Source organism: Citrobacter sp. FP75, assembly GCF_018342065.1.
In the GTDB taxonomy this organism is placed as follows: Bacteria; Pseudomonadota; Gammaproteobacteria; order Enterobacterales; family Enterobacteriaceae; genus Citrobacter.
The window spans coordinates 545,881-568,711 of record NZ_JAFDOE010000001.1; the positions used below are offsets into that span (position 1 = coordinate 545,881).

A 22,831-nucleotide genomic window follows, 5' to 3' on the forward strand; every position below is an offset into this window, starting at 1 on the left:
AAAAGACTCCTGCGAGGCAAAATCGAATCCGCCCATTATGTCAGAAAATGGGCGTAGACAGTATGCCACCTCAGTCTTAGGTGCAGGCCTTTACCTTTACATGACGTCTGCATCTTTCTATATTCAAAAATCGAATCAATAAGTCACAAAAAATCTGATATTTATAACCCCGGTACCGGTCACCTAATGGACGAAAAAATGGGCAAAGCAGTCATTGCAATTCACGGCGGCGCTGGCGCGATAACCCGCGCGCAACTGAGCCAGGAGCAGGAATTGCGCTACATACAGGCGTTGTCAGATATCGTTGAAGTGGGGCAACGTATGCTGGAGGCAGGCCAAAGTGCGCTGGACGTGGTGACCGAAGCCGTGCGCTTGCTGGAAGAGTGCCCTTTGTTTAATGCCGGAATTGGTGCCGTATATACCCGCGATGAAACCCATGAACTGGATGCCTGCGTGATGGACGGAAATACGCTGCAGGCGGGAGCCGTCGCCGGAGTCAGCCACCTGCGCAACCCGATCCTCGCGGCCCGTCTGGTGATGGAAAAAAGTCCACATGTCATGATGATAGGCGAAGGGGCGGAGAACTTTGCCCTTGCGCAGGGTATGGAACGCGTTAGCGCAGATATTTTCTCGACGCCAGAGCGGTATGCTCAGCTACTGGCAGCACGTACGGCAGGAGAAACGGTGCTTGATCATGGCGGTACGCCGCTGGATGAGAGCAACAAAATGGGCACTGTCGGTGCGGTGGCACTGGATAAGTACGGTAATCTGGCGGCGGCGACGTCGACCGGTGGCATGACCAACAAACTGCCAGGGCGCGTCGGGGATAGTCCGTTAGTCGGCGCCGGGTGTTATGCCAATAACGCCAGCGTGGCGGTCTCGTGTACCGGAACCGGAGAAGTGTTTATTCGCGCGCTGGCGGCTTATGACATTGCCGCGCTGATGGATTATGGCGGCCTGAGCTTATCAGAGGCATGCGAACGCGTAGTGATGGAAAAATTACCGGCACTGGGCGGTAGCGGCGGGCTGATTGCCGTCGATCATGAAGGCAATGTGGCCTTACCGTTTAATAGCGAAGGCATGTACCGTGCCTGGGGATACGCTGGCGATACGCCAACCACCGGTATTTACCGGGAGAAAGGAGATACCGTTGCCACACAGTGATGAGCTTGACGTCAACGATGTTCTGGCGGTCAGCAATCTGAATATTGCGTTTGAGCAGGAGCAGAAGCGGGTCAGTGCGGTGCGCAATCTGTCATTTCGCCTCAAGCGCGGGGAAACGCTGGCGATTGTTGGTGAATCCGGTTCAGGAAAGTCGGTCACAGCCCTTTCGCTGATGCGCCTGATTGAACAGGCGGGTGGTGAGGTCAGCAGCGATGAGATGCTACTTCGGCGACGCAATCGGCAGGTGATTGAACTGGGTGAACAGAGTGCGTCGCAGATGCGTCATGTGCGCGGCGCGGATATTGCCATGATCTTTCAGGAGCCGATGACATCGCTCAATCCTGTGTTCACCGTGGGTGAGCAGATTGCCGAGTCCATTCGTTTGCATCAGGGAGCAGGCCGTGAAGAAGCGATGGAAGAGGCTAAACGGATGCTCGACCAGGTGCGAATACCGGAGTCGAGGGCCATTTTATCGCGTTTTCCGCATCAACTCTCTGGCGGTATGCGCCAGCGGGTAATGATTGCCATGGCGCTGTCGTGCCGTCCTGCGGTGTTGATTGCCGATGAGCCGACCACCGCGCTGGATGTCACCATTCAGGCGCAGATCCTGCAACTGATTAAAGTGCTACAGCAGGATATGTTGATGGGGGTGATTTTTATCACCCATGATATGGGGGTCGTTGCCGATATTGCCGATCGCGTACTGGTGATGTATCAGGGAGAAGCTGTCGAAACCGGCAGCGTTGAGCAGGTTTTTCACGCCCCGCAACACCCTTATACCAAAGCGCTACTGGCTGCCGTACCGCAGCTTGGGGCGATGAACGGACATGCGTTGCCGAGCCGTTTCCCGCTGATTTCATTGCAGGATCCCGACCACCGCGAGCCACAAACTGAACAGGACACGGTGGTGGAGGGCAAGCCGATTCTGCAGGTGCGCAATCTGGTGACGCGTTTTCCGCTGCGTAGCGGCATTCTCAATCGCGTGACCCGTGAGGTACATGCGGTGGAAAACGTCAGTTTTGATCTGTGGCCTGGCGAAACGCTCTCGCTGGTGGGGGAATCCGGCTGCGGTAAATCGACTACCGGCCGGGCATTGTTGCGATTAGTGGAGTCACAGCGCGGGGAGATCACCTTCAACGGGCAGCGCATTGACACGCTGGCCAGCAGCAAGCTTCAGCCGCTACGCCGGGATATCCAGTTTATTTTCCAGGACCCCTACGCGTCGCTCGATCCACGTCAGACGGTTGGCTATTCCATTCTTGAGCCGCTGCGGGTACACGGCTTATTGCAGGGGGATGCCGCGGCAAAACGGGTCGCGTGGTTGCTGGAGCGTGTAGGGTTACTTCCTGAACATGCCTGGCGCTATCCGCACGAGTTTTCAGGCGGTCAACGTCAGCGCATCTGTATTGCCCGGGCGCTGGCGCTCAATCCAAAAGTGATTATTGCCGATGAATCGGTTTCGGCACTGGATGTCTCGATTCGCGGGCAGATTATCAATTTGTTGCTCGATCTACAGCGGGAAATGGGTATCGCTTACCTGTTTATTTCTCACGATATGGCGGTGGTCGAGCGTATCAGCCACCGTGTGGCGGTGATGTATCTGGGGCAGATTGTTGAGATTGGCCCTCGTCGGGCGGTGTTTGAAAATCCACAGCACCCGTACACCCGAAAATTAATGGCGGCGGTTCCGGTTGCCGATCCGTCACATCAGCGACCGCAGCGCGTGCTGTTGTCGGATGATATCCCCAGCAATATCCGCAAACGCGGTGAAGAGATTTCCCCGGTGTCACTCCAGTTAGTGGGGCCGGGACATTATGTTGCGCGTCCGCAGGCGGAAAATGCGCTTTCGCGTCTATAACAGGCAGGGTTCAGGAGAATAACATGAGACAAATTGTTGCTCGAAAATGGCTGGTTGCGCTGGGGGTTGCTTCAGCACTGGCAGCATCCCCTGCCTGGTCGGCTAAAGATGTGGTGGTAGCGGTAGGGTCCAATTTCACCACGCTCGATCCGTATGACGCGAACGACACGTTGTCGCAGGCGGTGGCGAAGTCGTTTTATCAGGGGATGTTTGGCCTCGATAAAGAGATGAAACTAAAAAATGTGCTGGCAGAAAGCTATACCGTTTCCGATGACGGCCTGACGTACACCGTAAAACTGCGTCAGGGGGTGAAGTTTCAGGATGGCACCGATTTCAATGCTGAGGCGGTGAAAGCTAACCTTGAGCGGGCCAGTAATCCGGAAAACCATCTTAAGCGCTATAACCTGTATAAAAACATCGATAAAACCGAGGTCGTCGATCCGTCGACGGTGAAAATTACGCTAAAACAGCCGTTCTCGGCGTTTATCAATATTCTGGCGCATCCGGCAACGGCGATGATTTCTCCGGCGGCGCTGAAAAAATACGGTAAAGATATTGGTTTCCATCCTGTTGGTACCGGGCCGTACCAGCTTGAAACCTGGAATCAGACCGATTTTGTGAAGGTGAAAAAGTTCCCCGGCTACTGGCAGCAAGGGTTGCCGAAGCTTGATACGATTACCTGGCGTCCGGTGACGGACAATAACACCCGTGCGGCGATGCTACAGACCGGTGAGGCGCAGTTCGCTTTCCCGATCCCTTACGAGCAGGCCGCGTTACTGGCGAAGAACAAAAATCTGCAACTGGTTGCCAGCCCGTCAATTATGCAGCGCTACATCAGCATGAACGTGACGCAAAAACCGTTTGATAACCCGAAGGTGCGCGAAGCGCTGAACTATGCCATCAACCGTCAGGCGCTGGTCAAAGTGGCTTTTGCCGGTTATGCCATACCGGCTACCGGCGTGCTTCCGCCAGCAATAGCCTATGCGCAAAGCTATACGCCGTGGCCGTACGATCCGGCGAAAGCCCGTGAATTACTCAAAGAGGCGGGTTATCCCAACGGGTTTACCACCACACTGTGGTCATCGCATAATCACAGTACCGCGCAGAAAGTGCTGCAATTTACTCAGCAGCAGTTAGCGCAGGTGGGGATCAAGGCGCAGGTAACGGCGATGGATGCCGGGCAGCGGGCAGCGGAAGTTGAAGGTAAAGCGCAGAAAGAGAGTGGAGTACGGATGTTTTACACCGGCTGGTCTGCGTCAACGGGCGAAGCTGACTGGGCGCTGTCGCCGCTGTTTGCTTCACAAAACTGGCCGCCAACGTTGTTTAATACGGCGTTTTACAGTAACAAGCAGGTGGACAGCGATTTAGCCGCTGCGTTGCAAACTAACGATCCGGGCGAAAAAGCGCGATTGTACAAAGATGCACAGGATATCATCTGGAAAGAGTCGCCGTGGATCCCGCTGGTGGTGGAAAAACTGATCTCTGCGCACAGCACAAAGTTGACCGGATTCTGGATTATGCCGGACACCGGATTTAGTTTTGATGATGCGGATTTGCAATAAGCTATTCACTCGGCCCCTGAGCATCGGGGGCCGCCGAAGGGAGTCTGATGCTTAATTATGTTTTCAAGCGCCTGCTGGGGTTAATTCCAACTCTGCTGATTGTTGCGGTGCTGGTGTTTTTGTTTGTTCACCTGTTGCCTGGCGATCCGGCCCGGTTGATTGCCGGGCCGGAGGCCGACGCCGAGGTTATTGAACTGGTGCGCCAGCAGTTGGGTCTGGACCAGCCGCTGCATCTTCAGTTCTGGCATTACATGACAAATGTGTTGCAAGGTGACTTTGGCACCTCAATGGTATCGCGTCGTCCAGTTGCCGAAGAGATTGCCAGCCGCTTTATGCCCTCACTGTGGTTGACGATTGCCAGTATGACGTGGGCGGTATTATTTGGCATGACGGCGGGGATTATCGCCGCCGTATGGCGTAATCGCTGGCCGGACAGGTTGAGTATGACGCTGGCGGTCACCGGGATCTCCTTCCCGGCGTTTGCCCTCGGCATGTTGTTGATGCAGATTTTTTCCGTGGAGCTCGGCTGGTTACCCACCGTGGGTGCGGATTCCTGGCAGCATTATATTCTCCCTTCTATCACGCTGGGTGCGGCGGTGGCGGCGGTGTTGGCGCGTTTTACCCGCGCCTCGTTTGTCGATGTGCTTAGCGAAGATTACATGCGCACCGCGCGGGCAAAGGGAGTGAGTGAAACCTGGGTGGTGTTAAAACACGGTCTGCGTAACGCAATGATCCCGGTGGTGACAATGATGGGGCTGCAGTTTGGCTTTTTGCTTGGTGGCTCCATTGTGGTTGAGAAAGTCTTTAACTGGCCAGGGCTCGGGCGGCTGTTGGTGGACTCTGTCGAAATGCGAGACTACCCGGTGATTCAGGCCGAGGTGTTGTTGTTTTCTCTGGAGTTTATTCTTATTAACTTAGTGGTGGATGTGCTCTATGCCGCCATTAATCCGGCTATCAGGTACAAGTAAGGATGCGATTTTTTAACTGGCGCCGACAGGCGATTTTAAATGCAATGCCGCTCGTTAAGCCTGAACAGATCCGTACGCCGTGGTATGAGTTCTGGCGGCGTTTTCGTCGCCAGCGTGTGGCAATGATTGCCGGATTATTCGTGCTGGCTTTGATTCTGGTGGCGATATTTGCCCGCTGGCTGACGCCGTTTGATGCTGAGAATTACTTCGATTATGACCGCCTCAATGATGGGCCGTCGATGCTGCACTGGTTTGGTGTCGATTCACTGGGGCGGGATATTTTTAGCCGCGTGCTGGTTGGCGCGCAAATTTCACTGGCGGCGGGGGTCTTTGCCGTATTTATTGGCGCGGCGATTGGCACAGTGCTGGGTCTGCTGGCGGGATACTACGAAGGCTGGTGGGATCGGCTGATTATGCGTATCTGCGATGTGTTATTCGCTTTTCCAGGCATTCTGCTGGCGATTGCGGTGGTGGCGGTACTCGGAAGCGGTATTGCTAACGTTATTATTGCTGTGGCGGTGTTCTCTATCCCGGCCTTTGCGCGACTGGTGCGCGGTAATACGCTGGTCCTCAAACAGCAGACCTTTATTGAGTCGGCGCGCAGCATTGGCGCCAGCGATACGACCATTATTTTCAACCATATTTTGCCGGGAACGGTCTCGTCGATTGTGGTCTTTTTCACTATGCGAATCGGGACGTCGATAATCTCCGCCGCGAGTTTGTCATTTCTGGGATTGGGCGCACAGCCGCCGACCCCGGAGTGGGGGGCAATGCTCAATGAAGCACGGGCTGATATGGTGATCGCGCCGCACGTGGCGATTTTCCCGGCGGTGGCGATATTCCTGACGGTACTGGCTTTTAACTTACTGGGAGATGGTCTGCGCGATGCGCTGGATCCGAAGATAAAAGGGTAAAATTGTAGGCCAGATGATGACAACAGGCCCGGCGGCGCAAGCTCACCGGGCCTACAACAGGTTAAACGCGTGAACCCCACAGATCGTATTCGTCTGCGTTTTCGACCTTCACGCGGATGATATCGCCAGGCTTCACGTTCGTTTCGCCATTCATGTACACCGCGCCGTCGATTTCCGGGGCGTCTGCCATGCTGCGACCAATCGCGCCTTCTTCGTCAACTTCATCCACGATGACCAGAATTTCGCGGCCCACTTTTTCCTGCAAACGTTCAGCAGAGATCTGCTGCTGCAATTGCATAAAGCGATTCCAGCGTTCTTCTTTCACCTCTTCCGGTATTTGGTCCGGCAGCTCATTAGCCCCTGCACCTTCTACCGGGCTGTATTTAAAGCAGCCGACGCGATCCAGACGCGCTTCTTTCAGGAAGTCGAGCAGCATCTGGAAGTCTTCTTCGGTTTCACCCGGGAAACCGACAATAAACGTTGAGCGCAGGGTCAGTTCAGGGCAGATTTCACGCCACTGCTTAATCCGCGCCAACTGGCGGTCTACGGAGCCAGGACGCTTCATCAGCTTCAGAATACGCGGGCTGGCATGCTGCAGCGGAATGTCCAGATACGGCAGGATTTTACCTTCCGCCATCAGCGGAATGACATCGTCGACGTGCGGGTACGGGTAGACATAATGCAGACGGGTCCAGATCCCCAGCTTCGACAACTGTTCGCACAGATCAACCATGCTGGTTTTGACCGGCTCGCCATTATGGAAACCGGTGCGGTGCTTTACATCTACGCCGTAAGCGGAGGTGTCCTGGGAGATCACCAGAATCTCTTTGACGCCCGCATCAACCAGACGCTTAGCTTCGCTGAGCACCTCGCCGATTGGACGGCTGACCAGATCGCCGCGCATGGACGGAATAATGCAGAACGTGCAGCGATGGTTGCAGCCTTCAGATATTTTCAGATAGGCGTAATGACGCGGAGTTAACTTGACGCCCTGCTCAGGAACCAGGCTCAGGAACGGGTTGTGCTTTGGCTTTGGTACGTAATGGTGAACGTGCTCCAGAACCTGCTCGTAGCTATGCGGCCCGGTGATTTCCAGCACCTTCGGGTGGACTTCACGGATCTGATCGACTTTCGCGCCCAGGCAACCGGTAACAATCACCTTGCCATTTTCGTTCAGCGCTTCGCCAATCGCTTCCAGTGACTCCTGAACCGCGCTGTCGATAAAACCGCAGGTATTAACGATAACCATATCCGCATCGTCGTAGCTTGGCACAACATCATAACCTTCGGTACGAAGTTCAGTCAGGATACGTTCAGAATCGACAAGGTTTTTCGGACAACCGAGGGAAACAAAGCCGATTTTCGGCTGGTGGCTTACATTGCTCATAGCGTAAAAATTGTTCAGTTATTGGAATATTCAGGGCAGGGATTCTACAGAGTTCTGAGCAAAAATTGTATCGCAATATCATGGTGCCGATGGTCTGGGTTTGCGCAGGTTTAAATATTATTTGTAAATTATGTTAATTTTTGGTGATGAATTGATCCCAGACACTGATTTGTTCAAAAAACAACCATACTATTAAGTTGCATGATGGTTGGAAAGAGGAGGAACAAGGTATGGTTGTTGACAGACTGAGAACCGATCTTCTCAACAAGTTGATAAACGCCCGCATCGATCTCGCCGCTTATCTGTTGTTGAGGAAAGCGAAAGGGTATATGTCAGTGAGTGAGAGCGATCGTCTGCGTGATAATTTTTTTGCCCTGAATCGCGAACTACACGACCAATCACAGCTCCACGCTATGCATCTTGATCAGGAAGAGTGGAATGCCCTGCGCCGAGCTGAAGGAGCGTTAGCCTCCGCTGCTGTTTGTCTGATGAGTGGACATCACGATTGTCCGACCTATATCGCCGTTAACGCAGAGAAACTTGAAAACTGCCTGACAACGCTGACGCTGAGTATCCAGAGTTTGCAAATGTACTCAACGCTGGAACACGTCTGAACCAGGGGGAGGGCGCTCCCCCTTTTCGTTAAGATTATGTAAAAATCGCGGGATATCGCGCCTTGCTGGCTACGCTTTATGCAGAGCCATTAAGGAGGTGTTATGCGTCGACTCTTTCTCTGTGCGGCCCCACTTTTGCTGTTCGCTCCTTATACCCACGCAGAATCTTCTGCACTAAAGGTTGAGGTGCTGCAAACCAAACTTGATCATCCCTGGTCGCTGGCTTTTTTGCCGGACAATCGCGGCATATTAATCACGGTTCGAGGAGGACAGCTACGGCTCTGGCAACCGGGGGAAGGGCTTTCCGATCCGCTGACCGGGGTCCCAAAGGTCTGGGCGCACGGTCAGGGCGGGCTACTTGATGTGGTGCTGGCCCCGGATTTTGAACACTCCCGGCGCGTGTGGCTCAGCTTTGCCGAGGCCGACCATGAGGGTAAAGCGGGTACGGCGGTAGGTTTCGGGCGACTGAGTGACGATTTCAAACATCTGCAGGGATTCCAGACGGTTTTTCGCCAGATGCCGAAACTCTCCACCGGCAACCATTTTGGCGGGCGCATGGTGTTTGACGGTAAAGGCTATCTGTTCATTGGCCTGGGTGAGAATAACCAGCGTTCTACCGCTCAGGAGCTGGACAAGCTGCAGGGTAAGGTCGTACGACTGACCGACGAGGGCAAGATTCCGCCGGACAACCCTTTTGTGAATCAACGCGGTGCTCGCCCTGAAATTTGGTCATATGGCATTCGTAATCCACAAGGGATGGCGATGAATCCCTGGAGTGACACGCTGTGGTTAAATGAACATGGTCCGCGTGGAGGGGATGAAATTAATATTCCCGGGAAAGGCAAAAATTTCGGCTGGCCGATAGCGACCTGGGGGATTAACTACAGCGGTTTAAAAATACCTGAAGCCAGAGGTGGAGTTGTTGAGGGGACGGAACAGCCCATTTTCTATTGGGAAAAATCACCGGCGGTCAGCGGGATGGCTTTTTATGACCGCGACACCTTTGCACAGTGGCGAAATAAACTGTTTATTGGCGCGTTGAAAGACCAGGATGTGATCGTATTAAGTGTCAAAGGGAATCAGGTCACTGAGGATGGACGCATTTTACGGGAAAGAGGGCAGCGGATCCGCGATGTGCGTGTCGGACCTGACGGTTATTTGTATGTATTAACCGACGAGTCCGACGGGCAGCTACTAAAGGTGAGTCCTCGGTAGCCGCGTCGCTGTAGCGCTTAGCTGACCGGGATCATCACCGCTTTCTGGAACGCCGGACGTTCAGTAAGCTGCTGATACCAGCGTTCAAGGTGAGGGCGCTCGGTCCAGCTCAGGCCAACGTTAAACAGGTTATAGATAAACGGCGCGATGGCGATATCGCCGGGTCCAAACTCGGCCCCGGAGAACCACGGTTGGTCGGCCAGCGCGTTGTCGAGCATGGCAAACAAGTTGTCGCAAACCTTCACACCCGCGTCAATAGCCGCCTGGTCGCGTTGTTCCGCCGGTGTTCTGACCAGGCCAAATAAGATAACCCGATGGGCGGGACTTAGCGTCTGGTTGGCCCAGTCCATCCATTTTTCGCCTTCTGCACGTTTTGCCGGAGCATCGATCCACAGCCGTTTTTGCCCGTACTGGGCGGCCAGATAGCGAACAATGGTATTGGATTCCCACAGTAGAATGTCGGTTTCATCATCGCGTAGCAGGGGGACCAGACCGTTTGGATTCATTGCCAGGTAGTCGGCATCGTGGTTAATACCGTGCTTCCCACCCGCCAGTATTTGGCTATACGGCAGTTCCAGTTCTTCGAGCGTCCACAACACTTTTTTCACGTTGGTCGAGTTATTGCGACCCCACAGTGTAATCATAGTAACCCCGCGTAATCATTGAGCAGCTTGATGGCTGCATTCGGTATTAAACCCGTTACATGGTGGGGTAAACCTGATATTTACGCAATAACGTGTAAAAAAATCGTGATGAAGGCGGCGCAGCGCAGTGTTATTGCGTAAACTTTAAAAACTTTACCAACTTACGGTTTCCTTAAGCTCGTTAGTGCGTTATTACTCACCGCACTTATTTTACACGTCATCCATCAGGCCGCTTCTGCGCGGGTTTGGCCGATGCAGTTTGTGTAAACACGGTGTGGTATGACGTGGTTTTTTTGGAATGGATACTCGGGTGGCATTTATGACGCAATACTTCTCTTCACTTCGCAGCCTGGCTGCGGGTTCTGCACTCTTAATCCTTTTGGCGCCGACCGTACAGGCGGCGGAGCAACCAACGGCTCCACCGAGCGTTGATGCGCGGGCATGGATCCTGATGGATTACGCCAGCGGCAAGGTGCTGGCGGAAGGTAATGCTGATGAGAAACTGGACCCGGCCAGTCTGACCAAGATCATGACCAGCTATGTGGTGGGTCAGGCGCTGAAGGCCGGGAAAATTAACCTGAATGACATGGTTACCGTGGGCAAAGATGCCTGGGCGACGGGTAACCCGGCCCTGCGCGGCTCTTCGGTGATGTTCCTGAAGCCCGGCGATCAGGTGGCGGTGTCCGATCTGAACAAAGGCGTTATCATTCAGTCGGGTAATGATGCCTGTATCGCGCTGGCGGATTACGTCGCCGGAAGCCAGGAATCATTTATTGGTTTAATGAATGGCTATGCGCAAAAACTGGGACTGACCAATACCACCTTCCAGACGGTGCATGGTCTGGATGCAGCAGGGCAGTTCAGTACCGCACGTGACATGGCGCTGCTCGGGAAGGCGCTAATCCACGATGTGCCGGAAGAGTACGCCATCCATAAAGAGAAAGAGTTTACCTTTAACAAAATTCGCCAGCCGAACCGCAACCGTCTGCTGTGGAGCACCAACCTGAACGTGGACGGAATGAAAACGGGTACTACAGCAGGGGCGGGTTACAACCTGGTGGCTTCCGCGACTCAGGGCGATATGCGCCTGATCTCCGTGGTGTTGGGGGCGAAAACCGACCGTATTCGTTTTAATGAGTCAGAAAAATTGCTGACGTGGGGCTTTCGATTCTTTGAAACCGTCACGCCGATTAAACCAGATGCCACTTTCGTGACTCAGCGCGTGTGGTTTGGCGATAAGAGCGAAGTGAACCTGGGTGCCGGGGAAGCCGGTTCGGTGACCATTCCGCGCGGCCAGCTTAAAAATCTGAAAGCCAGCTTTACCCTGACTGAGCCACAGTTAACCGCGCCGCTGAAGAAAGGTCAGGTTGTCGGGACTATCGACTTCCAGTTGAATGGGAAATCCATCGAGCAGCGTCCGTTGATGGTGATGGAGGCCGTTGAAGAGGGTGGTTTCTTTAGCCGGATGTGGGATTTTGTGATGATGAAATTCCACCAGTGGTTTGGTGGCTGGTTCTCTTAATCTTACCGATTGCCGGATGGCGCTATCGCCGTCCGGCAGTATCTTTCAATATATCAGCTTAATGTGCTGCACTTTCGCGTAATCAACAAATTCATCGTCAGGACGAGTATCGCTGATGATGCTGTCAAAGCGTTTTAGCTCGCCCATCCGCGCGGGACGCACCTTGCCAAACTTGCTGTGATCCACCACCAATACGTGATATTGCGCCATCGACATTGCCCAGTGCTTCACCGCTAATTCTTCCAGGTTAAAACAGGTTGCGCCCTTGTCAATGTGTACGCCAGCCGCAGAGTAAAACGCGATATCCGGGCACAGGTTATTCAGCGTCTCCTGAAAATCGAGCGGTTTGAAAATAGCGTTGCTGGCATGGAATTCACCGCCACACAGGATAACGCGACACAGTGGTTTTTCCTGCAGTGCCAGAAAGGTATTCAGCGAGTAGCAAATGGCGGTGAAAGGCAGGTCATTATCGATGGCTTCAATGATCCACGGCGTGGTGGTGCCGCAGTCAAAAAAGATCGTCTGATGCGCCTGAACGAGGCTCGCAGCCTGCTGCGCAGCACGACGTTTCTCATCCACCAGTCGGGACTTCTGGTCGCTGATTAAATAGTGGCTGGCGCTACGGGGTTCCAGAACAATATAGCCTCCCAACAACACAACCGGGGCATTGTTATTATTCAGGTCGCGACGGATGGTCATCTCAGATACGCCCAGCAGCGTCGCGGCTTCTTTAAGGTGTAATTTATCGCTGCGTTTCAGCGCCTGCAGCAATTGACCAATACGCTCGTCGCGTCGTGTTTCCATAGTTCCCCTGGTGAGTAGAGTAAGCGCTTCATATCGAGCGTTTAATACTACTCTTTTTACCGTGGGTTAGTCACGTACCCAGCCTTTACGGATCGGCAGGGCGAAACAGGTGCGATAGCAGGTCTGCAAAGTACAATACAGCGTGGTTCCGAATCGTTGCCAGATCATCTGGGCGCTCAGGCAGCCGATAAGCCCTGCCAGTAACCCACCCAGCATATCCAGCGGCCAGTGTACGCCGAGGTACACCCGTGACCAGGCAATCGCCACGGCAACTATCATCAGTAGAGCGCCCGTCCAAAGGCGGTGCCAGAACAAAAAGGCCAGCGCAAAGGTAAAAATAACCGTACCGTGATCGCTCGGGAAAGAGTCATCCGCTGCATGGTGCAGGAAGTTATAGCCGATGTGGTTAACGAACGGACGATCGTGGGGGAACACATGCCCCATCAGCCATGAAATGGTCAGGCCGACAATCAGCGCCAGCGCTATTTTTATCACCAATATGCGCTGAGTGACGACGTGGTCGCGCGGGCCCCAAAGCCAGAGGATGACGGCCAACAGCGGTACGATGCTGATCAGGTCTTTAGCAATAAAGATGGCAAACGCGATCGCCCATTGCGCAGAGTCCGGCGTGGCGTTGATCAGGTAAAATAGCGAGTTGTTCAGATTTTCCAGCATAACATCCAGATTCAGCACAGTAGTTAAAAAGAGTCCTATCAGGCGGAGCATAAGTTAGCTTTAACGGGATAAAAAGCGGCGTTGTCTTATTTGTCCGTTAAATGACTCTTTTTAAGATAATTAATGTCGTCTATGGAGCATGATAACGGCTTCAACTTAAATTAACCTTAAAGCAAAAGAGCATTGTGAAACTGAGTGTAAAAATGTGCGCATTTTTCTGTCAAATCACATAATTCACTATCACCAGTCCGGCGCATTTATTACACTTTGCGCGTTTTTTCATTGGTTAAGAGATTGCATGCACAACCGTTTATCTTCAGGCGCCCGACTGGGGCGTCAGGCATTACTTTTCCCTCTCTGTCTGGTGCTTTACGAATTCTCCACGTATATCGGTAACGATATGATCCAGCCCGGTATGTTGGCGGTGGTGGAGCAATATCAAGCCGGATTAGACTGGGTTCCTACATCCATGACCGCGTATCTGGCAGGCGGCATGTTTTTGCAGTGGCTGTTAGGACCGCTGTCGGACCGTATTGGTCGTCGTCCGGTGATGCTAACCGGCGTGGTGTGGTTCATTATTACCTGCCTTGCGACGCTGTTTGCGCAGAACATTGAACAATTTACCTTCCTGCGTTTTTTGCAGGGGATCAGCCTGTGCTTTATTGGTGCGGTGGGTTATGCCGCGATCCAGGAGTCCTTTGAAGAGGCGGTATGCATCAAAATTACCGCGCTGATGGCGAACGTGGCGTTGATCGCCCCGTTGCTGGGACCGCTGGTCGGTGCTGCCTGGGTGCACGTGCTGCCGTGGGAAGGGATGTTTATCCTGTTTGCGGCGCTGGCTGCCATCGCCTTTTTTGGTCTGCAGCGCGCGATGCCAGAAACGGCAACCCGGCTTGGTGAAAAGCTGTCGATTAAAGAGTTGGGCAAAGACTACAAGCTGGTATTGAAGAATGTGCGTTTTGTCGCCGGAGCCCTGGCATTGGGTTTTGTCAGCCTGCCGCTGCTGGCGTGGATCGCCCAGTCGCCGATAATCATTATTAGCGGTGAACAGCTGAGCAGCTATGAATATGGTCTGTTACAGGTGCCGATTTTCGGTGCACTGATTGCCGGTAACCTGGTGCTGGCGCGCCTGACCGCACGACGCACGGTACGGTCGCTGATTATCATGGGCGGCTGGCCAATCGCCGTAGGGCTGGTTATTGCTGCGGCGGCCACGGTGGTCTCCTCCCATGCCTATTTGTGGATGACGGCAGGGCTGAGTATTTATGCGTTTGGGATTGGTGTGGCGAATGCCGGGCTGGTACGCTTGACGCTGTTTGCCAGCGATATGAGCAAAGGGACGGTTTCCGCCGCGATGGGCATGTTGCAGATGCTGATTTTTACCGTTGGTATTGAACTGAGCAAACATGCTTATTTACTCGGCGGCAACGGTCTGTTCAGCCTGTTTAATCTGGCCAGCGGTGTGCTGTGGCTGGCTCTGATGTTTATCTTCCTGAAAGATAAACAAGTAGGGGACTCACGGGAAGGCTAAAGCCCGGTTGCCCGGGCTTTGCAAGACTTAGTGATGATCGTCAATCTGATGTTCGATAACCATCCCTTCACCAACGCTTGCGACATGTCGTGCATAAGGATGCGCACGATAAACGGGCGCTGGGGCAGGGGCCGGAGCAACATACACCGTTTGTGGAGCAGTAGCGACGCTGACCGCCTGCGGCACGCTCACGGATGAGGGAACCACGACTACTTTATAACCGCTCGGCACATCAACAGTGACGCTTTGCGCCAGTGCGCTTCCCGCAAACCCCAGCAATATTGTCGCTATCAGTACACTTTTCTTCATAATCAGCTCACCTGAGAATATTCACTGGAGATAATTATCCAGCGGGTTAATGTGAAGCGGATTATGAATAGATCATGCCATCATTTTGTTGCCGTCTGTGCTGAGGCGTTATCGTGTAAATGGTGCTTCTTTTTTTAGCACCCGATCGATAATATCCAGCACGCCTTCCTGGTTATTCGACCCGGCGCGATATTTTGCCGCCTGGATAACCGGTTCGTGTGCGTTCGCCATTGCATAACTAAATCCCGCCTGACGCAGCATTTCAATATCATTGCCGCCATCACCAAATACCACTACTTCATCGTCGCGAATATTCCAGCGTTGTTGCAGCAGACGTAGACCGTTTGCTTTATGCACGCCCGGTATAATTAAATCGATGCTGCCGTAGCCGGTATGCACAGGCACCATAATGTCGCCAATTGCCTCGTGGAGGTCTGCCTGTACCTGGGGGATACGCGCGTCTGAAATATTCAGTCCGAACTTAAAAAACACGTCGTTGATGTTGTCGAAATTATCCACAAATTCAAGGCGATGATAATACATGGCAGAAATGGTTTTATGCTCATCGCTGTACTGTTTCAGCGTATATGCGCTGTTTTTGCCGCAGGCGATAATGTCAATGTCTGCTCGTGTCAGCAGGTGATCGACGATGGCCTGGAAATCGTCTTTTGCCAGTTCGCCGTTAAAGACATCTTCCCCTTCACTGACCACCCAGCCGCCGTTTTCCGCCACAAACGAGATCTCGTTAGCCAGTTCGGGGAAAAAGGAGATTAGCTGGTAGTACTGGTTGCCGCTGGCGACCACAAAGCGGATCCCTTGTTCTTTCATCTGATGATACTGCGCCATAAACCGCTCGCGGTTATAGGTCTTCTGGTCACTTAAAAACGTGCCGTCCATGTCGACTGCAATTAACTTAATAGCCATTAGCTGTTCTCCATCACAGTGGTGTTTTTGATGTTTGGTTTGGCGACAGCCTTCGCGACGATAGCCGCTATCAGCACCAGAGCCAGCACCACCAGCATGGCGCTGCGCAGGCCGTAGTGTTCACCCAGATAGCCCAGCAGCGGCGGTCCAACCAGGAAGGCCAGGTAGCCGGTAGTTGCCACAACGCTCACGCGAGTTGGGGCATCGGGTCCGGTATCGCTGGCAGCCGAAATGGTCAACGGGAAGCCCAGTGATGCACCGAGTCCCCACAGAATGACGGACACGCCTGCAACCCACGAGCTGTCGACAAAGATAATCAGGCTAATACCCAGCGCGCCCATCAGCGCACTGGCACGCACCACCGCAACACGGCTGTAACGGTCGATGAACCAGCCGCCGGTAAACCGTCCGACGGTCATACCCAGCGTAAACCCGGCATAAATCAGGGAACCAGAGGTCGGGCTAAACCCGTGTCCGTCTACCATCAGTAGCGGGAGCCAGTCATTGGCGGAACCCTCGGCAAACGCCATCGCCAGCACCACAACACCGATGAGCAGCAACTGGATATCACGGTAAAAAGGCAGTCCTTTTTCGGCGGAGTGAGAGCCATCGGCGGCGTTTTTACCAGTGCCGTCTGGGATGGCTTTGATGGCGATAAATATCGGCGTAATAGCCACCAGCGCCGCCAGCAGAATATGCGCATTCGCGGGGACGCTAAAGGCGGTGAGCACCATCCCGACACCTGCACCTGCCAGAGTGCCGAGGCTATAAAAACCATGCATCATCGGCAGAACGGTTTTATTCATTTCGCGCTCGACCGCCGCACCTTCGACGTTAATGGCGACCTCTGCGGCACCAAAGCTGGCGCCAAATACTCCCAGCCCAAATGCAAATAGCCAGGCGGAATGCAACCACAGCGCAACGCTGAGGATAGCCATCCCAATGACCGCGCATGACATGGTGGTGCGGATCACTTTCCGCGTGCCAAATCGTTTCACCAGCCAGGCCGAACAAAGAATGCCACTCATCGAACCAATAGAGAGTCCAAACAGTACCGCCCCCATTTCAGCGGTAGAAACGGAGAGGATATCTCTGATGGCTGGGGTACGCGTTGCCCAGGAAGCCATTAATAATCCTGGTAAAAAGAAAAACATAAAAAGCGCCCAGGTACGGCGTCTTAAGGCTTTGCGTGATGAGATGCCAGTCATGAATTCGAGCCAAAGAAAAGAGGAAAGGAGACAACATTAGCAAGGTTGTGTACATTTGTACACAAATGCAAGAAGAGGAAACGCAGTGCGACGCGCGAACGATCCACAACGGCGGGAAAAAATAGTTCAGGCTACTCTGGAAGCGGTAATAACCCACGGTATTCATGCAGTTACGCATCGTAAAATTGCGACAATCGCTCAGGTGCCGTTGGGGTCGATGACCTATTACTTTTCGGGAATCGATGAGCTTTTGATGGAGGCATTCGGCCGTTTTACCGGCACTATGTCGCTGCAGTATCAGGCATTTTTTATGGGCGTGACCAATGCGCAGCAGGCCTGTCACGCCATAACCGAGATGATTTATAGCTCGCAGGTTACCACGCCGGATAACATGGAGGTTATGTACCAACTGTACGCGTTTGCCGGCCGCAAACCCGCGTTGAAAACGGTGATGCAGAACTGGATGCAGCGCAGTCAACAAACCTTAGAGCAGTGGTTCGATCCCGCCACGGCTCGCGCGCTGGATGCCTTTATTGAAGGGATGACGCTGCATTTTGTGACCGATAAAAAACCGCTGCGACGAAACGATATTCTGGTGATGGTGGCGCGCATTGCGGGGCTGCCATAGCACTAACCTCTTATCAGCCGACGGTCGCGCCTCCGGTGACATTCACCACCGTCGCGGTCATCGCGCTGGCGTGATTAGATGCCAGAAACGTGATGACTTCGGCGATTTGTGCCAGCGTTGGCAGGCGTTTTAGCATCGTGCTTTGTGCGGCACCGCCAAGCCATTGTTCCACAGTTAACCCCATTGACTGTGCTTTTGCAGCGAATATCTCACCGGTATAAGCCCCTGCCTGTACCGCATCAACAATGGCATGCGATCGTACGCCGAGGACGCGGATATTCTGCGGACCAAGCTCACTGGCGAGCGCTTTAATAAAAGCCTCGATTCCCGCGCAGCCGACAATGTGACCCAGATGACCGGGCATTGCCATGGACGCCGCCGGAGCAACAATGGTGATAATGGTTCCCGTACGCTCGCCGCCCATATGCGGCGTGACGGCTTTTGAGATGTTGAATTGTGCGGTGAGGAAAGGGGTAACGCCGCGCATAAACTCAGCCAGGGATAGCGCGTCGATTCGTTTACCCTGATCGTGTAAAAATCCAGTGGCGTTAACTACCACGTCAATGCCGCCGGTTTTCTGGGCCAGGCGTGTAACCTGTTCAGCCGTAACCCGATCGTCGAGGACATCGGTGATAAAGGTTTCAGCCATGCCACCCGCCGTGCGAATGCCAGCAGCAGCCTGGTCGAGCTTATGCTGACTGCGTGCGCCAAGGTACACATTCGCCCCTTCGTGGGCCATAGCCTGCGCAACTGCACTCCCTATCGCGCCGCTTCCACCGAAGATCACTGCGATTTTGCCAGCAAGTAACATTGCGCACCCCATCACCAAAAGCACCGTTTAAAAGTATGTGCCATAACCCGGATGATGCAAACAGGACGAAGGAAAGAAGGGACGACGGATTTCAGGCAACAAAAAACCCATCAACCTTGAACCAAAACGGCGGGGTTGATGGGCTCCACAAATTGGGGACATCAAAGAAAAGCAGTGGCAATAGTTATGACTGACACCTTGAAGAAAAGTTCTGCTAACCTGCAAAAAATTTTCATTTAAGGAGCAATTTTTAACCGAGGCCAGGCCAGACGATGACGATAAGTGTCCCCGCCAGCGTCAGTAAGACGTTGGCAATGGCATATGTGCCTGCGTAACCTAAAGCAGGGATGTTGCTGCGCGCGGTGTCGCTGATGATTTCCATCGCCGGAGCGCAGGTACGTGCTCCCATCATGGCGCCAAACAGCAGGGCGCGGTTCATACGTAATACGTAAGCACCGAACAAGAAACATATGACAACCGGCACCAGGCTGACAACCAGACCCGCAATCAGCATTTGTCCACCGACGGCACCGAGGCCGTTGCCAATACCGCTACCCGCGCTTAAGCCGACGCCTGCCATAAAGACCATCAGGCCAAACTCTTTCACCATGTTCAGCGCACCCTGTGGGATGTAGCCAAATGTCGGGTGGTTGGCTCGCAGGAAGCCAAGCATAATTCCGGCGAACAGCAGGCCAGCAGCGTTTCCGATGCCAAAGCTGAAATTACTGAACTGGAAAGTGATCATTCCGATCATCAGGCCGATGATAAAGAAGGCGCAAAAGGCCAGCAAATCGGTCACCTGGCTGTGAATTGAAATGAAGCCGATACGGTCTGCGATGGTTTTCACACGGCGGGCATCGCCGCTCACCTGCAACACGTCGCCTTTATTGAGCACCACGTTGTCATCAATTGGCATCTCAATCTGGCTGCGGATCACGCGGTTCAGGAAGCAGCCGTGATCGGTCAGTTTTAGCTGTGCCAGACGACGGCCGACGGCATTGTGGTTTTTCACCACGATCTCTTCGGTGACGATGCGCATATCGAGCAGATCGCGATCGAACACTTCTTTGCCATTACGGAAACTTGGGTCGAGGCGGGCATGCGCATCCGGGTAGCCCACTAAGGCAATTTCATCGCCCATCTGCAGCACGGCGTCGCCGTCCGGGTTAGCCAAAATACCGTTGCGGCGAATACGTTCGATATAACACCCGGTCTGGCGATAGATGCCCAACTCGCGCAGATTTTTACCATCAGCCCAGGCAACCAGTTCCGGACCCACACGATAGGCGCGGATCACCGGCAGATAGACCTTACGGTTAGCGTCGGTGTCGAGGCCACGTTCTCGGGCGATTTGTTGGGCACTGGTTTGTAGATCCTGATGCTGCAGTTTTGGTAGGTAACGGGCGCCGACAATCAGGCTGACCAGCCCGATCAGATAGGTCAGTGCGTAACCGAGGCTCAGGTTATCAAGCGCGGTTGACAGCTGTGTTCCCGTCATCCCCGAGTGGCGCAATGTGTCACCCGCGCCGACCAGCACCGGCGTCGAAGTCATTGAGCCTGCCAGCATGCCGGCTGTCAGACCGATATCCCAGCCAAATAGCCTACCCAGCCCCAGGGCGATCAGCATTGCGCTACCGACCATGACCAGAGCAAGCATTAGGTAATTTTTCCCATCGCGAAAAAAAATCGAAAAAAAGTTGGGACCGGCTTCGACGCCGACACAAAAAATAAACAGCATAAAGCCGAGATTTAAAGCATCAGTGTTAATACTAAAGTGCTGCTGGCCTAATAATAGGGACACCACTAAAACGCCAATGGAATTACCAAGTTGGACTGTCCCCAGGCGTAATTTACCCAGACACAGGCCCAGAGCCAGGACCACAAATAATAACAGGATGTAATTCCCATTTAACAAATCTGCGACGTTTATATTCACGGAGGCTAACTTCTTGTTTACTAGTAAGCTATTGAAAGAAATGGCAATTTACGCTAATGTTTTTGCCAGAAATTAAGGGGGCGACAGCATCGTACACAGCCCCAAATAAAGCAGCATGACAATATATGCGGCTAGTTTAATCTCATTACGTTTCAACGGCTATAAGAATCGTGTGAGTGTGTTTTTGGCATGGAATGCCGAACGACTTTATCTGACTGGACGCCTTTGGGCGAAAAGTGTGTTCGATAGAGAGTGTCAGGAGGAACGATTGAAACATAAGCAAGGTTGGGCGGGTGCGATCTGCTGCTTCGTGCTTTTTATTGTGGTGTGTCTTTCATTGACGCTGAACGTGAAAGGGGCATTTAAGGCGGCTGGGCATCCTGAGGTCGGGTTGTTATTTTTTATATTGCCAGGTGCTGCGGCAAGCTTTTTTTCCCATCGTCGGGAGGTGCTTAGGCCCCTTCTTGGTGCAATGTTAGCAGCACCGTGTTGCCTGTTATTGATGCGGTTTGTGTTTATGCCCACGCGTTCGCTGTGGCAAGAATTGGCATGGTTGTTTAGTGCAGTGTTTTGGTGCGCGCTTGGCGCATTATGCTTTTTATTTATCAGTAGCTTATTTAATCAGCATCGGCAGCGGAAAAAACACTGACGACGCCCTCCACTGGAGGGCGTAGAGACGGCAATCAGGCGAACAGATTCGCATTCTCTTTTGCCCATGCTTCAAAATCCGTGCAGCCGCCGATGTGTTTCTGATCGACGAAAATCTGCGGAACGGTCTCGACCGGCTTACCCACAGTCTTTTCCAGATCGGCTTTTGAGATCCCTTCGGCATGGATATCAATGTAGCGGAAGTTAAAATCTTCATGCTCATTGCTTAATTTTTCTGCTAATTCTTTTGCGCGCACGCAATATGGGCATCCTGGGCGACCAAAAATAACAGCAAACATCTCTCTCTCCTCGAACTTATCAGGCCAGATGGCGTATACCTGTATGATGCCGCGATTTATGCCGGATGAAAAGCAGGTTCGGCCTGTTGCTTTGATACATCTACCCTATATCTGTTAAACATGAGAACCCGGAACGTTTTATACTACGTGCCACTTCGCCGGGAGGCCGCGTATGCGCACTGTGGGTGTGTTACCTAAAAGCGTATTGATTCTGGAAACGATCGGTATGGTGTCGTTAGCGCTGGCGCTGCTGTCGCTCAACGATTACCTCACTTTACCCGCGCCGCTTAACAGCCCGTTGGCCTGTGTGGTGATGATTTTTCTGGGCGTATTGCTGATGCTTCCCGCCGCGGTGTTATTAATGTGGCGCGTGGCGCAACTGTTGGCGCCGCAACTGATGTCACGAACATCCGACGTTTCTTCCCGTTCAGCCAGAGAAAAAAGAGATGACTCCAACCATTGATTTACTTCGTAGCCACCGTTCCATTCGCCATTTCACCGATGCGTTGATTTCGGATGCGCAGCGTGAGGCTATTATTGCTGCCGCGCAAGGCACGTCGAGTTCCAGTTTTTTACAGTGCAGCACGATAATTCGGGTGACAGATAAGGCCCTGCGTGAGTCGCTGGTTACGCTGTCGGGTGGACAAAAACATGTGGCGCAGGCCGCCGAATTCTGGGTGTTTTGCGCCGATTTTAACCGTCACTTACAGATTTGCCCTGATGCACAACTGGGTCTGGCAGAACAACTGCTGCTGGGCGTGGTTGACACGGCGATGATGGCGCAAAATGCGCTGACCGCCGCAGAATCGCTGGGGCTTGGCGGCGTGTTTATTGGCGGGCTGCGCAACAATATCGAGTCGGTGACTGAGTTACTGAAACTGCCGCAGCATGTTCTGCCGCTGTTTGGCCTGTGCCTCGGTTGGCCTGCAGATAACCCGGATATCAAACCGCGATTGCCTGCTGCTATTGTGGTGCATGAAAATCAATACCAGCCGCTCAATAATGACGCTCTGGCGCAATATGATGAGCAGCTTGCACAGTATTACCTGACCCGTGGTAGCAACACCCGTCGCGATACCTGGAGCGATCATATCCGCCGTACTATCATCAAAGAAAATCGACCCTTTATCCTGGAATATTTGCATAAACAGGGATGGGCTACGCGCTAAAGATTATAACCCGGTGTATGATACGCCGGCTTTTAGCTGGT

General features: G+C 53.2%; 23 protein-coding genes. 13 read left to right on the forward strand and 10 right to left on the reverse strand.

The annotated features are described in order from the left end of the window. The first annotated feature begins 198 nt into the window (after positions 1-198). From iaaA to gsiD, 5 genes are read left to right on the forward strand one after another with little or no spacing between them, the layout of a single operon-like run. Positions 199-1,164 carry a beta-aspartyl-peptidase gene (gene iaaA / locus JQ822_RS02545; RefSeq protein WP_213132147.1) on the forward strand — a complete coding sequence of 322 codons (966 nt, stop codon included), beginning with the start codon at positions 199-201 and terminating at the stop codon, positions 1,162-1,164. Beyond that, positions 1,151-3,022 (forward strand): glutathione ABC transporter ATP-binding protein GsiA, encoded by a 1,872-nt coding sequence (gene gsiA, locus JQ822_RS02550; RefSeq protein WP_213132148.1) that lies wholly within the window; start codon positions 1,151-1,153, stop codon positions 3,020-3,022. The genes iaaA and gsiA overlap by 14 nt, the downstream gene beginning before the upstream one ends. A 23-nt stretch (positions 3,023-3,045) precedes the next feature. Beyond that, positions 3,046-4,584 (forward strand): glutathione ABC transporter substrate-binding protein GsiB, encoded by a 1,539-nt coding sequence (gsiB, locus tag JQ822_RS02555; RefSeq protein WP_213132149.1) that lies wholly within the window; start codon positions 3,046-3,048, stop codon positions 4,582-4,584. A 47-nt stretch (positions 4,585-4,631) separates the two neighbouring features. Continuing rightward, entirely contained in the window at positions 4,632-5,552 is a 921-nt protein-coding gene (gsiC, locus tag JQ822_RS02560) for a glutathione ABC transporter permease GsiC (protein WP_135321156.1), read from the forward strand. Between the two features lie 2 nt (positions 5,553-5,554). Next, positions 5,555-6,466 (forward strand): glutathione ABC transporter permease GsiD, encoded by a 912-nt coding sequence (gsiD, locus tag JQ822_RS02565; protein WP_213132150.1) that lies wholly within the window; start codon positions 5,555-5,557, stop codon positions 6,464-6,466. Positions 6,467-6,527: 61 nt separating this feature from the next. Here gsiD and rimO read toward each other — a convergent pair whose 3' ends face one another. Beyond that, complete coding sequence (gene rimO / locus JQ822_RS02570; protein WP_213132151.1) at positions 6,528-7,853, reverse strand: 30S ribosomal protein S12 methylthiotransferase RimO; 1,326 nt, start codon at positions 7,851-7,853, stop codon at positions 6,528-6,530. Positions 7,854-8,083: 230 nt separating this feature from the next. On the opposite strand from rimO, the gene bssR reads away from it, so the two are divergent. Both bssR and JQ822_RS02580 read left to right on the forward strand, forming a co-directional pair. Beyond that, positions 8,084-8,467 (forward strand): biofilm formation regulator BssR, encoded by a 384-nt coding sequence (gene bssR, locus JQ822_RS02575; RefSeq protein WP_213132152.1) that lies wholly within the window; start codon positions 8,084-8,086, stop codon positions 8,465-8,467. Between the two features lie 102 nt (positions 8,468-8,569). Next, positions 8,570-9,682, forward strand: coding sequence for a PQQ-dependent sugar dehydrogenase (locus JQ822_RS02580; RefSeq protein ID WP_213132153.1), 1,113 nt, complete (start codon positions 8,570-8,572; stop codon positions 9,680-9,682). A gap of 17 nt (positions 9,683-9,699) precedes the next feature. Here JQ822_RS02580 and JQ822_RS02585 read toward each other — a convergent pair whose 3' ends face one another. Beyond that, a complete protein-coding gene (locus tag JQ822_RS02585; protein ID WP_213132154.1) occupies positions 9,700-10,326 on the reverse strand; it encodes a glutathione S-transferase family protein in 627 nt (208 codons plus the stop codon). A gap of 319 nt (positions 10,327-10,645) precedes the next feature. Here JQ822_RS02585 and dacC point away from each other — a divergent pair, with 319 nt between their 5' ends. Then, entirely contained in the window at positions 10,646-11,848 is a 1,203-nt protein-coding gene (gene dacC / locus JQ822_RS02590) for a serine-type D-Ala-D-Ala carboxypeptidase (protein WP_135321164.1), read from the forward strand. 45 nt (positions 11,849-11,893) lie between these two features. Here dacC and deoR read toward each other — a convergent pair whose 3' ends face one another. Both deoR and ybjG read right to left on the reverse strand, forming a co-directional pair. Continuing rightward, on the reverse strand, positions 11,894-12,652 hold the full coding sequence (deoR, locus tag JQ822_RS02595; RefSeq protein ID WP_213132155.1) for a DNA-binding transcriptional repressor DeoR: 759 nt from the start codon (positions 12,650-12,652) through the stop codon (positions 11,894-11,896). Positions 12,653-12,718: 66 nt separating this feature from the next. Further along, on the reverse strand, positions 12,719-13,327 hold the full coding sequence (gene ybjG, locus JQ822_RS02600) for an undecaprenyl-diphosphate phosphatase (RefSeq protein WP_213132156.1): 609 nt from the start codon (positions 13,325-13,327) through the stop codon (positions 12,719-12,721). Positions 13,328-13,625: 298 nt separating this feature from the next. Between ybjG and JQ822_RS02605 the strand changes: the two genes are divergently transcribed. Further along, the gene (locus JQ822_RS02605) at positions 13,626-14,858 is read left to right on the forward strand and encodes an MFS transporter (RefSeq protein WP_213132157.1); all 1,233 of its coding nucleotides are present in this window, start codon (positions 13,626-13,628) and stop codon (positions 14,856-14,858) included. A 27-nt stretch (positions 14,859-14,885) separates the two neighbouring features. On the opposite strand, the gene JQ822_RS02610 is transcribed toward JQ822_RS02605, so the two are convergent. The 3 genes from JQ822_RS02610 to JQ822_RS02620 form a co-directional block, all read right to left on the reverse strand. After that, a complete protein-coding gene (locus tag JQ822_RS02610) occupies positions 14,886-15,167 on the reverse strand; it encodes a hypothetical protein (RefSeq protein WP_446714996.1) in 282 nt (93 codons plus the stop codon). 108 nt (positions 15,168-15,275) lie between these two features. Continuing rightward, a complete protein-coding gene (locus JQ822_RS02615) occupies positions 15,276-16,091 on the reverse strand; it encodes a Cof-type HAD-IIB family hydrolase (protein ID WP_213132158.1) in 816 nt (271 codons plus the stop codon). Continuing rightward, positions 16,091-17,299, reverse strand: coding sequence for an MFS transporter (locus JQ822_RS02620; RefSeq protein ID WP_213132159.1), 1,209 nt, complete (start codon positions 17,297-17,299; stop codon positions 16,091-16,093). The genes JQ822_RS02615 and JQ822_RS02620 overlap by 1 nt, the downstream gene beginning before the upstream one ends. Before the next feature lie 85 nt (positions 17,300-17,384). On the opposite strand from JQ822_RS02620, the gene JQ822_RS02625 reads away from it, so the two are divergent. Further along, positions 17,385-17,927 carry a TetR/AcrR family transcriptional regulator gene (locus JQ822_RS02625; protein ID WP_213132160.1) on the forward strand — a complete coding sequence of 181 codons (543 nt, stop codon included), beginning with the start codon at positions 17,385-17,387 and terminating at the stop codon, positions 17,925-17,927. Between the two features lie 13 nt (positions 17,928-17,940). Here JQ822_RS02625 and JQ822_RS02630 read toward each other — a convergent pair whose 3' ends face one another. Next, positions 17,941-18,738: an SDR family NAD(P)-dependent oxidoreductase gene (locus JQ822_RS02630; protein WP_213132161.1), complete on the reverse strand. Its 798-nt coding sequence runs from the start codon at positions 18,736-18,738 to the stop codon at positions 17,941-17,943. Between the two features lie 250 nt (positions 18,739-18,988). Further along, positions 18,989-20,674 carry an aspartate:alanine antiporter gene (locus tag JQ822_RS02635; protein WP_135322544.1) on the reverse strand — a complete coding sequence of 562 codons (1,686 nt, stop codon included), beginning with the start codon at positions 20,672-20,674 and terminating at the stop codon, positions 18,989-18,991. Between the two features lie 268 nt (positions 20,675-20,942). Between JQ822_RS02635 and JQ822_RS02640 the strand changes: the two genes are divergently transcribed. After that, positions 20,943-21,323, forward strand: a complete 381-nt coding sequence (locus JQ822_RS02640; protein ID WP_213132162.1) for an inner membrane protein YbjM — start codon at positions 20,943-20,945, stop codon at positions 21,321-21,323. Between the two features lie 34 nt (positions 21,324-21,357). Here JQ822_RS02640 and JQ822_RS02645 read toward each other — a convergent pair whose 3' ends face one another. Then, positions 21,358-21,621 (reverse strand): GrxA family glutaredoxin, encoded by a 264-nt coding sequence (locus JQ822_RS02645; protein ID WP_135322543.1) that lies wholly within the window; start codon positions 21,619-21,621, stop codon positions 21,358-21,360. A 172-nt stretch (positions 21,622-21,793) separates the two neighbouring features. Between JQ822_RS02645 and JQ822_RS02650 the strand changes: the two genes are divergently transcribed. Together JQ822_RS02650 and nfsA are read left to right on the forward strand one after the other, a co-directional pair. Next, positions 21,794-22,084, forward strand: coding sequence for a YbjC family protein (locus JQ822_RS02650; protein WP_213132163.1), 291 nt, complete (start codon positions 21,794-21,796; stop codon positions 22,082-22,084). Further along, a complete protein-coding gene (nfsA, locus tag JQ822_RS02655) occupies positions 22,068-22,790 on the forward strand; it encodes a nitroreductase NfsA (RefSeq protein ID WP_213132164.1) in 723 nt (240 codons plus the stop codon). The genes JQ822_RS02650 and nfsA overlap by 17 nt, the downstream gene beginning before the upstream one ends. Positions 22,791-22,831: the final 41 nt, after the last annotated feature.

Bases quoted from the DNA above. Each gene is read 5' to 3' on its own strand.
- JQ822_RS02585 (WP_213132154.1), bottom strand. From the start codon at position 10,326: ATGATTACACTGTGGGGTCGCAATAACTCGACCAACGTGAAAAAAGTG.
- gsiD (WP_213132150.1), top strand. From the start codon at position 5,555: ATGCGATTTTTTAACTGGCGCCGACAGGCGATTTTAAATGCAATGCCG.
- JQ822_RS02615 (WP_213132158.1), bottom strand. From the start codon at position 16,091: ATGGCTATTAAGTTAATTGCAGTCGACATGGACGGCACGTTTTTAAGT.
- deoR (WP_213132155.1), bottom strand. From the start codon at position 12,652: ATGGAAACACGACGCGACGAGCGTATTGGTCAATTGCTGCAGGCGCTG.
- JQ822_RS02645 (WP_135322543.1), bottom strand. From the start codon at position 21,621: ATGTTTGCTGTTATTTTTGGTCGCCCAGGATGCCCATATTGCGTGCGC.
- iaaA (WP_213132147.1), top strand. From the start codon at position 199: ATGGGCAAAGCAGTCATTGCAATTCACGGCGGCGCTGGCGCGATAACC.
- JQ822_RS02620 (WP_213132159.1), bottom strand. From the start codon at position 17,299: ATGACTGGCATCTCATCACGCAAAGCCTTAAGACGCCGTACCTGGGCG.
- bssR (WP_213132152.1), top strand. From the start codon at position 8,084: ATGGTTGTTGACAGACTGAGAACCGATCTTCTCAACAAGTTGATAAAC.
- nfsA (WP_213132164.1), top strand. From the start codon at position 22,068: ATGACTCCAACCATTGATTTACTTCGTAGCCACCGTTCCATTCGCCAT.
- JQ822_RS02650 (WP_213132163.1), top strand. From the start codon at position 21,794: ATGCGCACTGTGGGTGTGTTACCTAAAAGCGTATTGATTCTGGAAACG.
- ybjG (WP_213132156.1), bottom strand. From the start codon at position 13,327: ATGCTGGAAAATCTGAACAACTCGCTATTTTACCTGATCAACGCCACG.
- gsiC (WP_135321156.1), top strand. From the start codon at position 4,632: ATGCTTAATTATGTTTTCAAGCGCCTGCTGGGGTTAATTCCAACTCTG.
- JQ822_RS02630 (WP_213132161.1), bottom strand. From the start codon at position 18,738: ATGTTACTTGCTGGCAAAATCGCAGTGATCTTCGGTGGAAGCGGCGCG.
- gsiB (WP_213132149.1), top strand. From the start codon at position 3,046: ATGAGACAAATTGTTGCTCGAAAATGGCTGGTTGCGCTGGGGGTTGCT.
- dacC (WP_135321164.1), top strand. From the start codon at position 10,646: ATGACGCAATACTTCTCTTCACTTCGCAGCCTGGCTGCGGGTTCTGCA.
- rimO (WP_213132151.1), bottom strand. From the start codon at position 7,853: ATGAGCAATGTAAGCCACCAGCCGAAAATCGGCTTTGTTTCCCTCGGT.
- JQ822_RS02580 (WP_213132153.1), top strand. From the start codon at position 8,570: ATGCGTCGACTCTTTCTCTGTGCGGCCCCACTTTTGCTGTTCGCTCCT.
- JQ822_RS02605 (WP_213132157.1), top strand. From the start codon at position 13,626: ATGCACAACCGTTTATCTTCAGGCGCCCGACTGGGGCGTCAGGCATTA.
- JQ822_RS02610 (WP_446714996.1), bottom strand. From the start codon at position 15,167: ATGAAGAAAAGTGTACTGATAGCGACAATATTGCTGGGGTTTGCGGGA.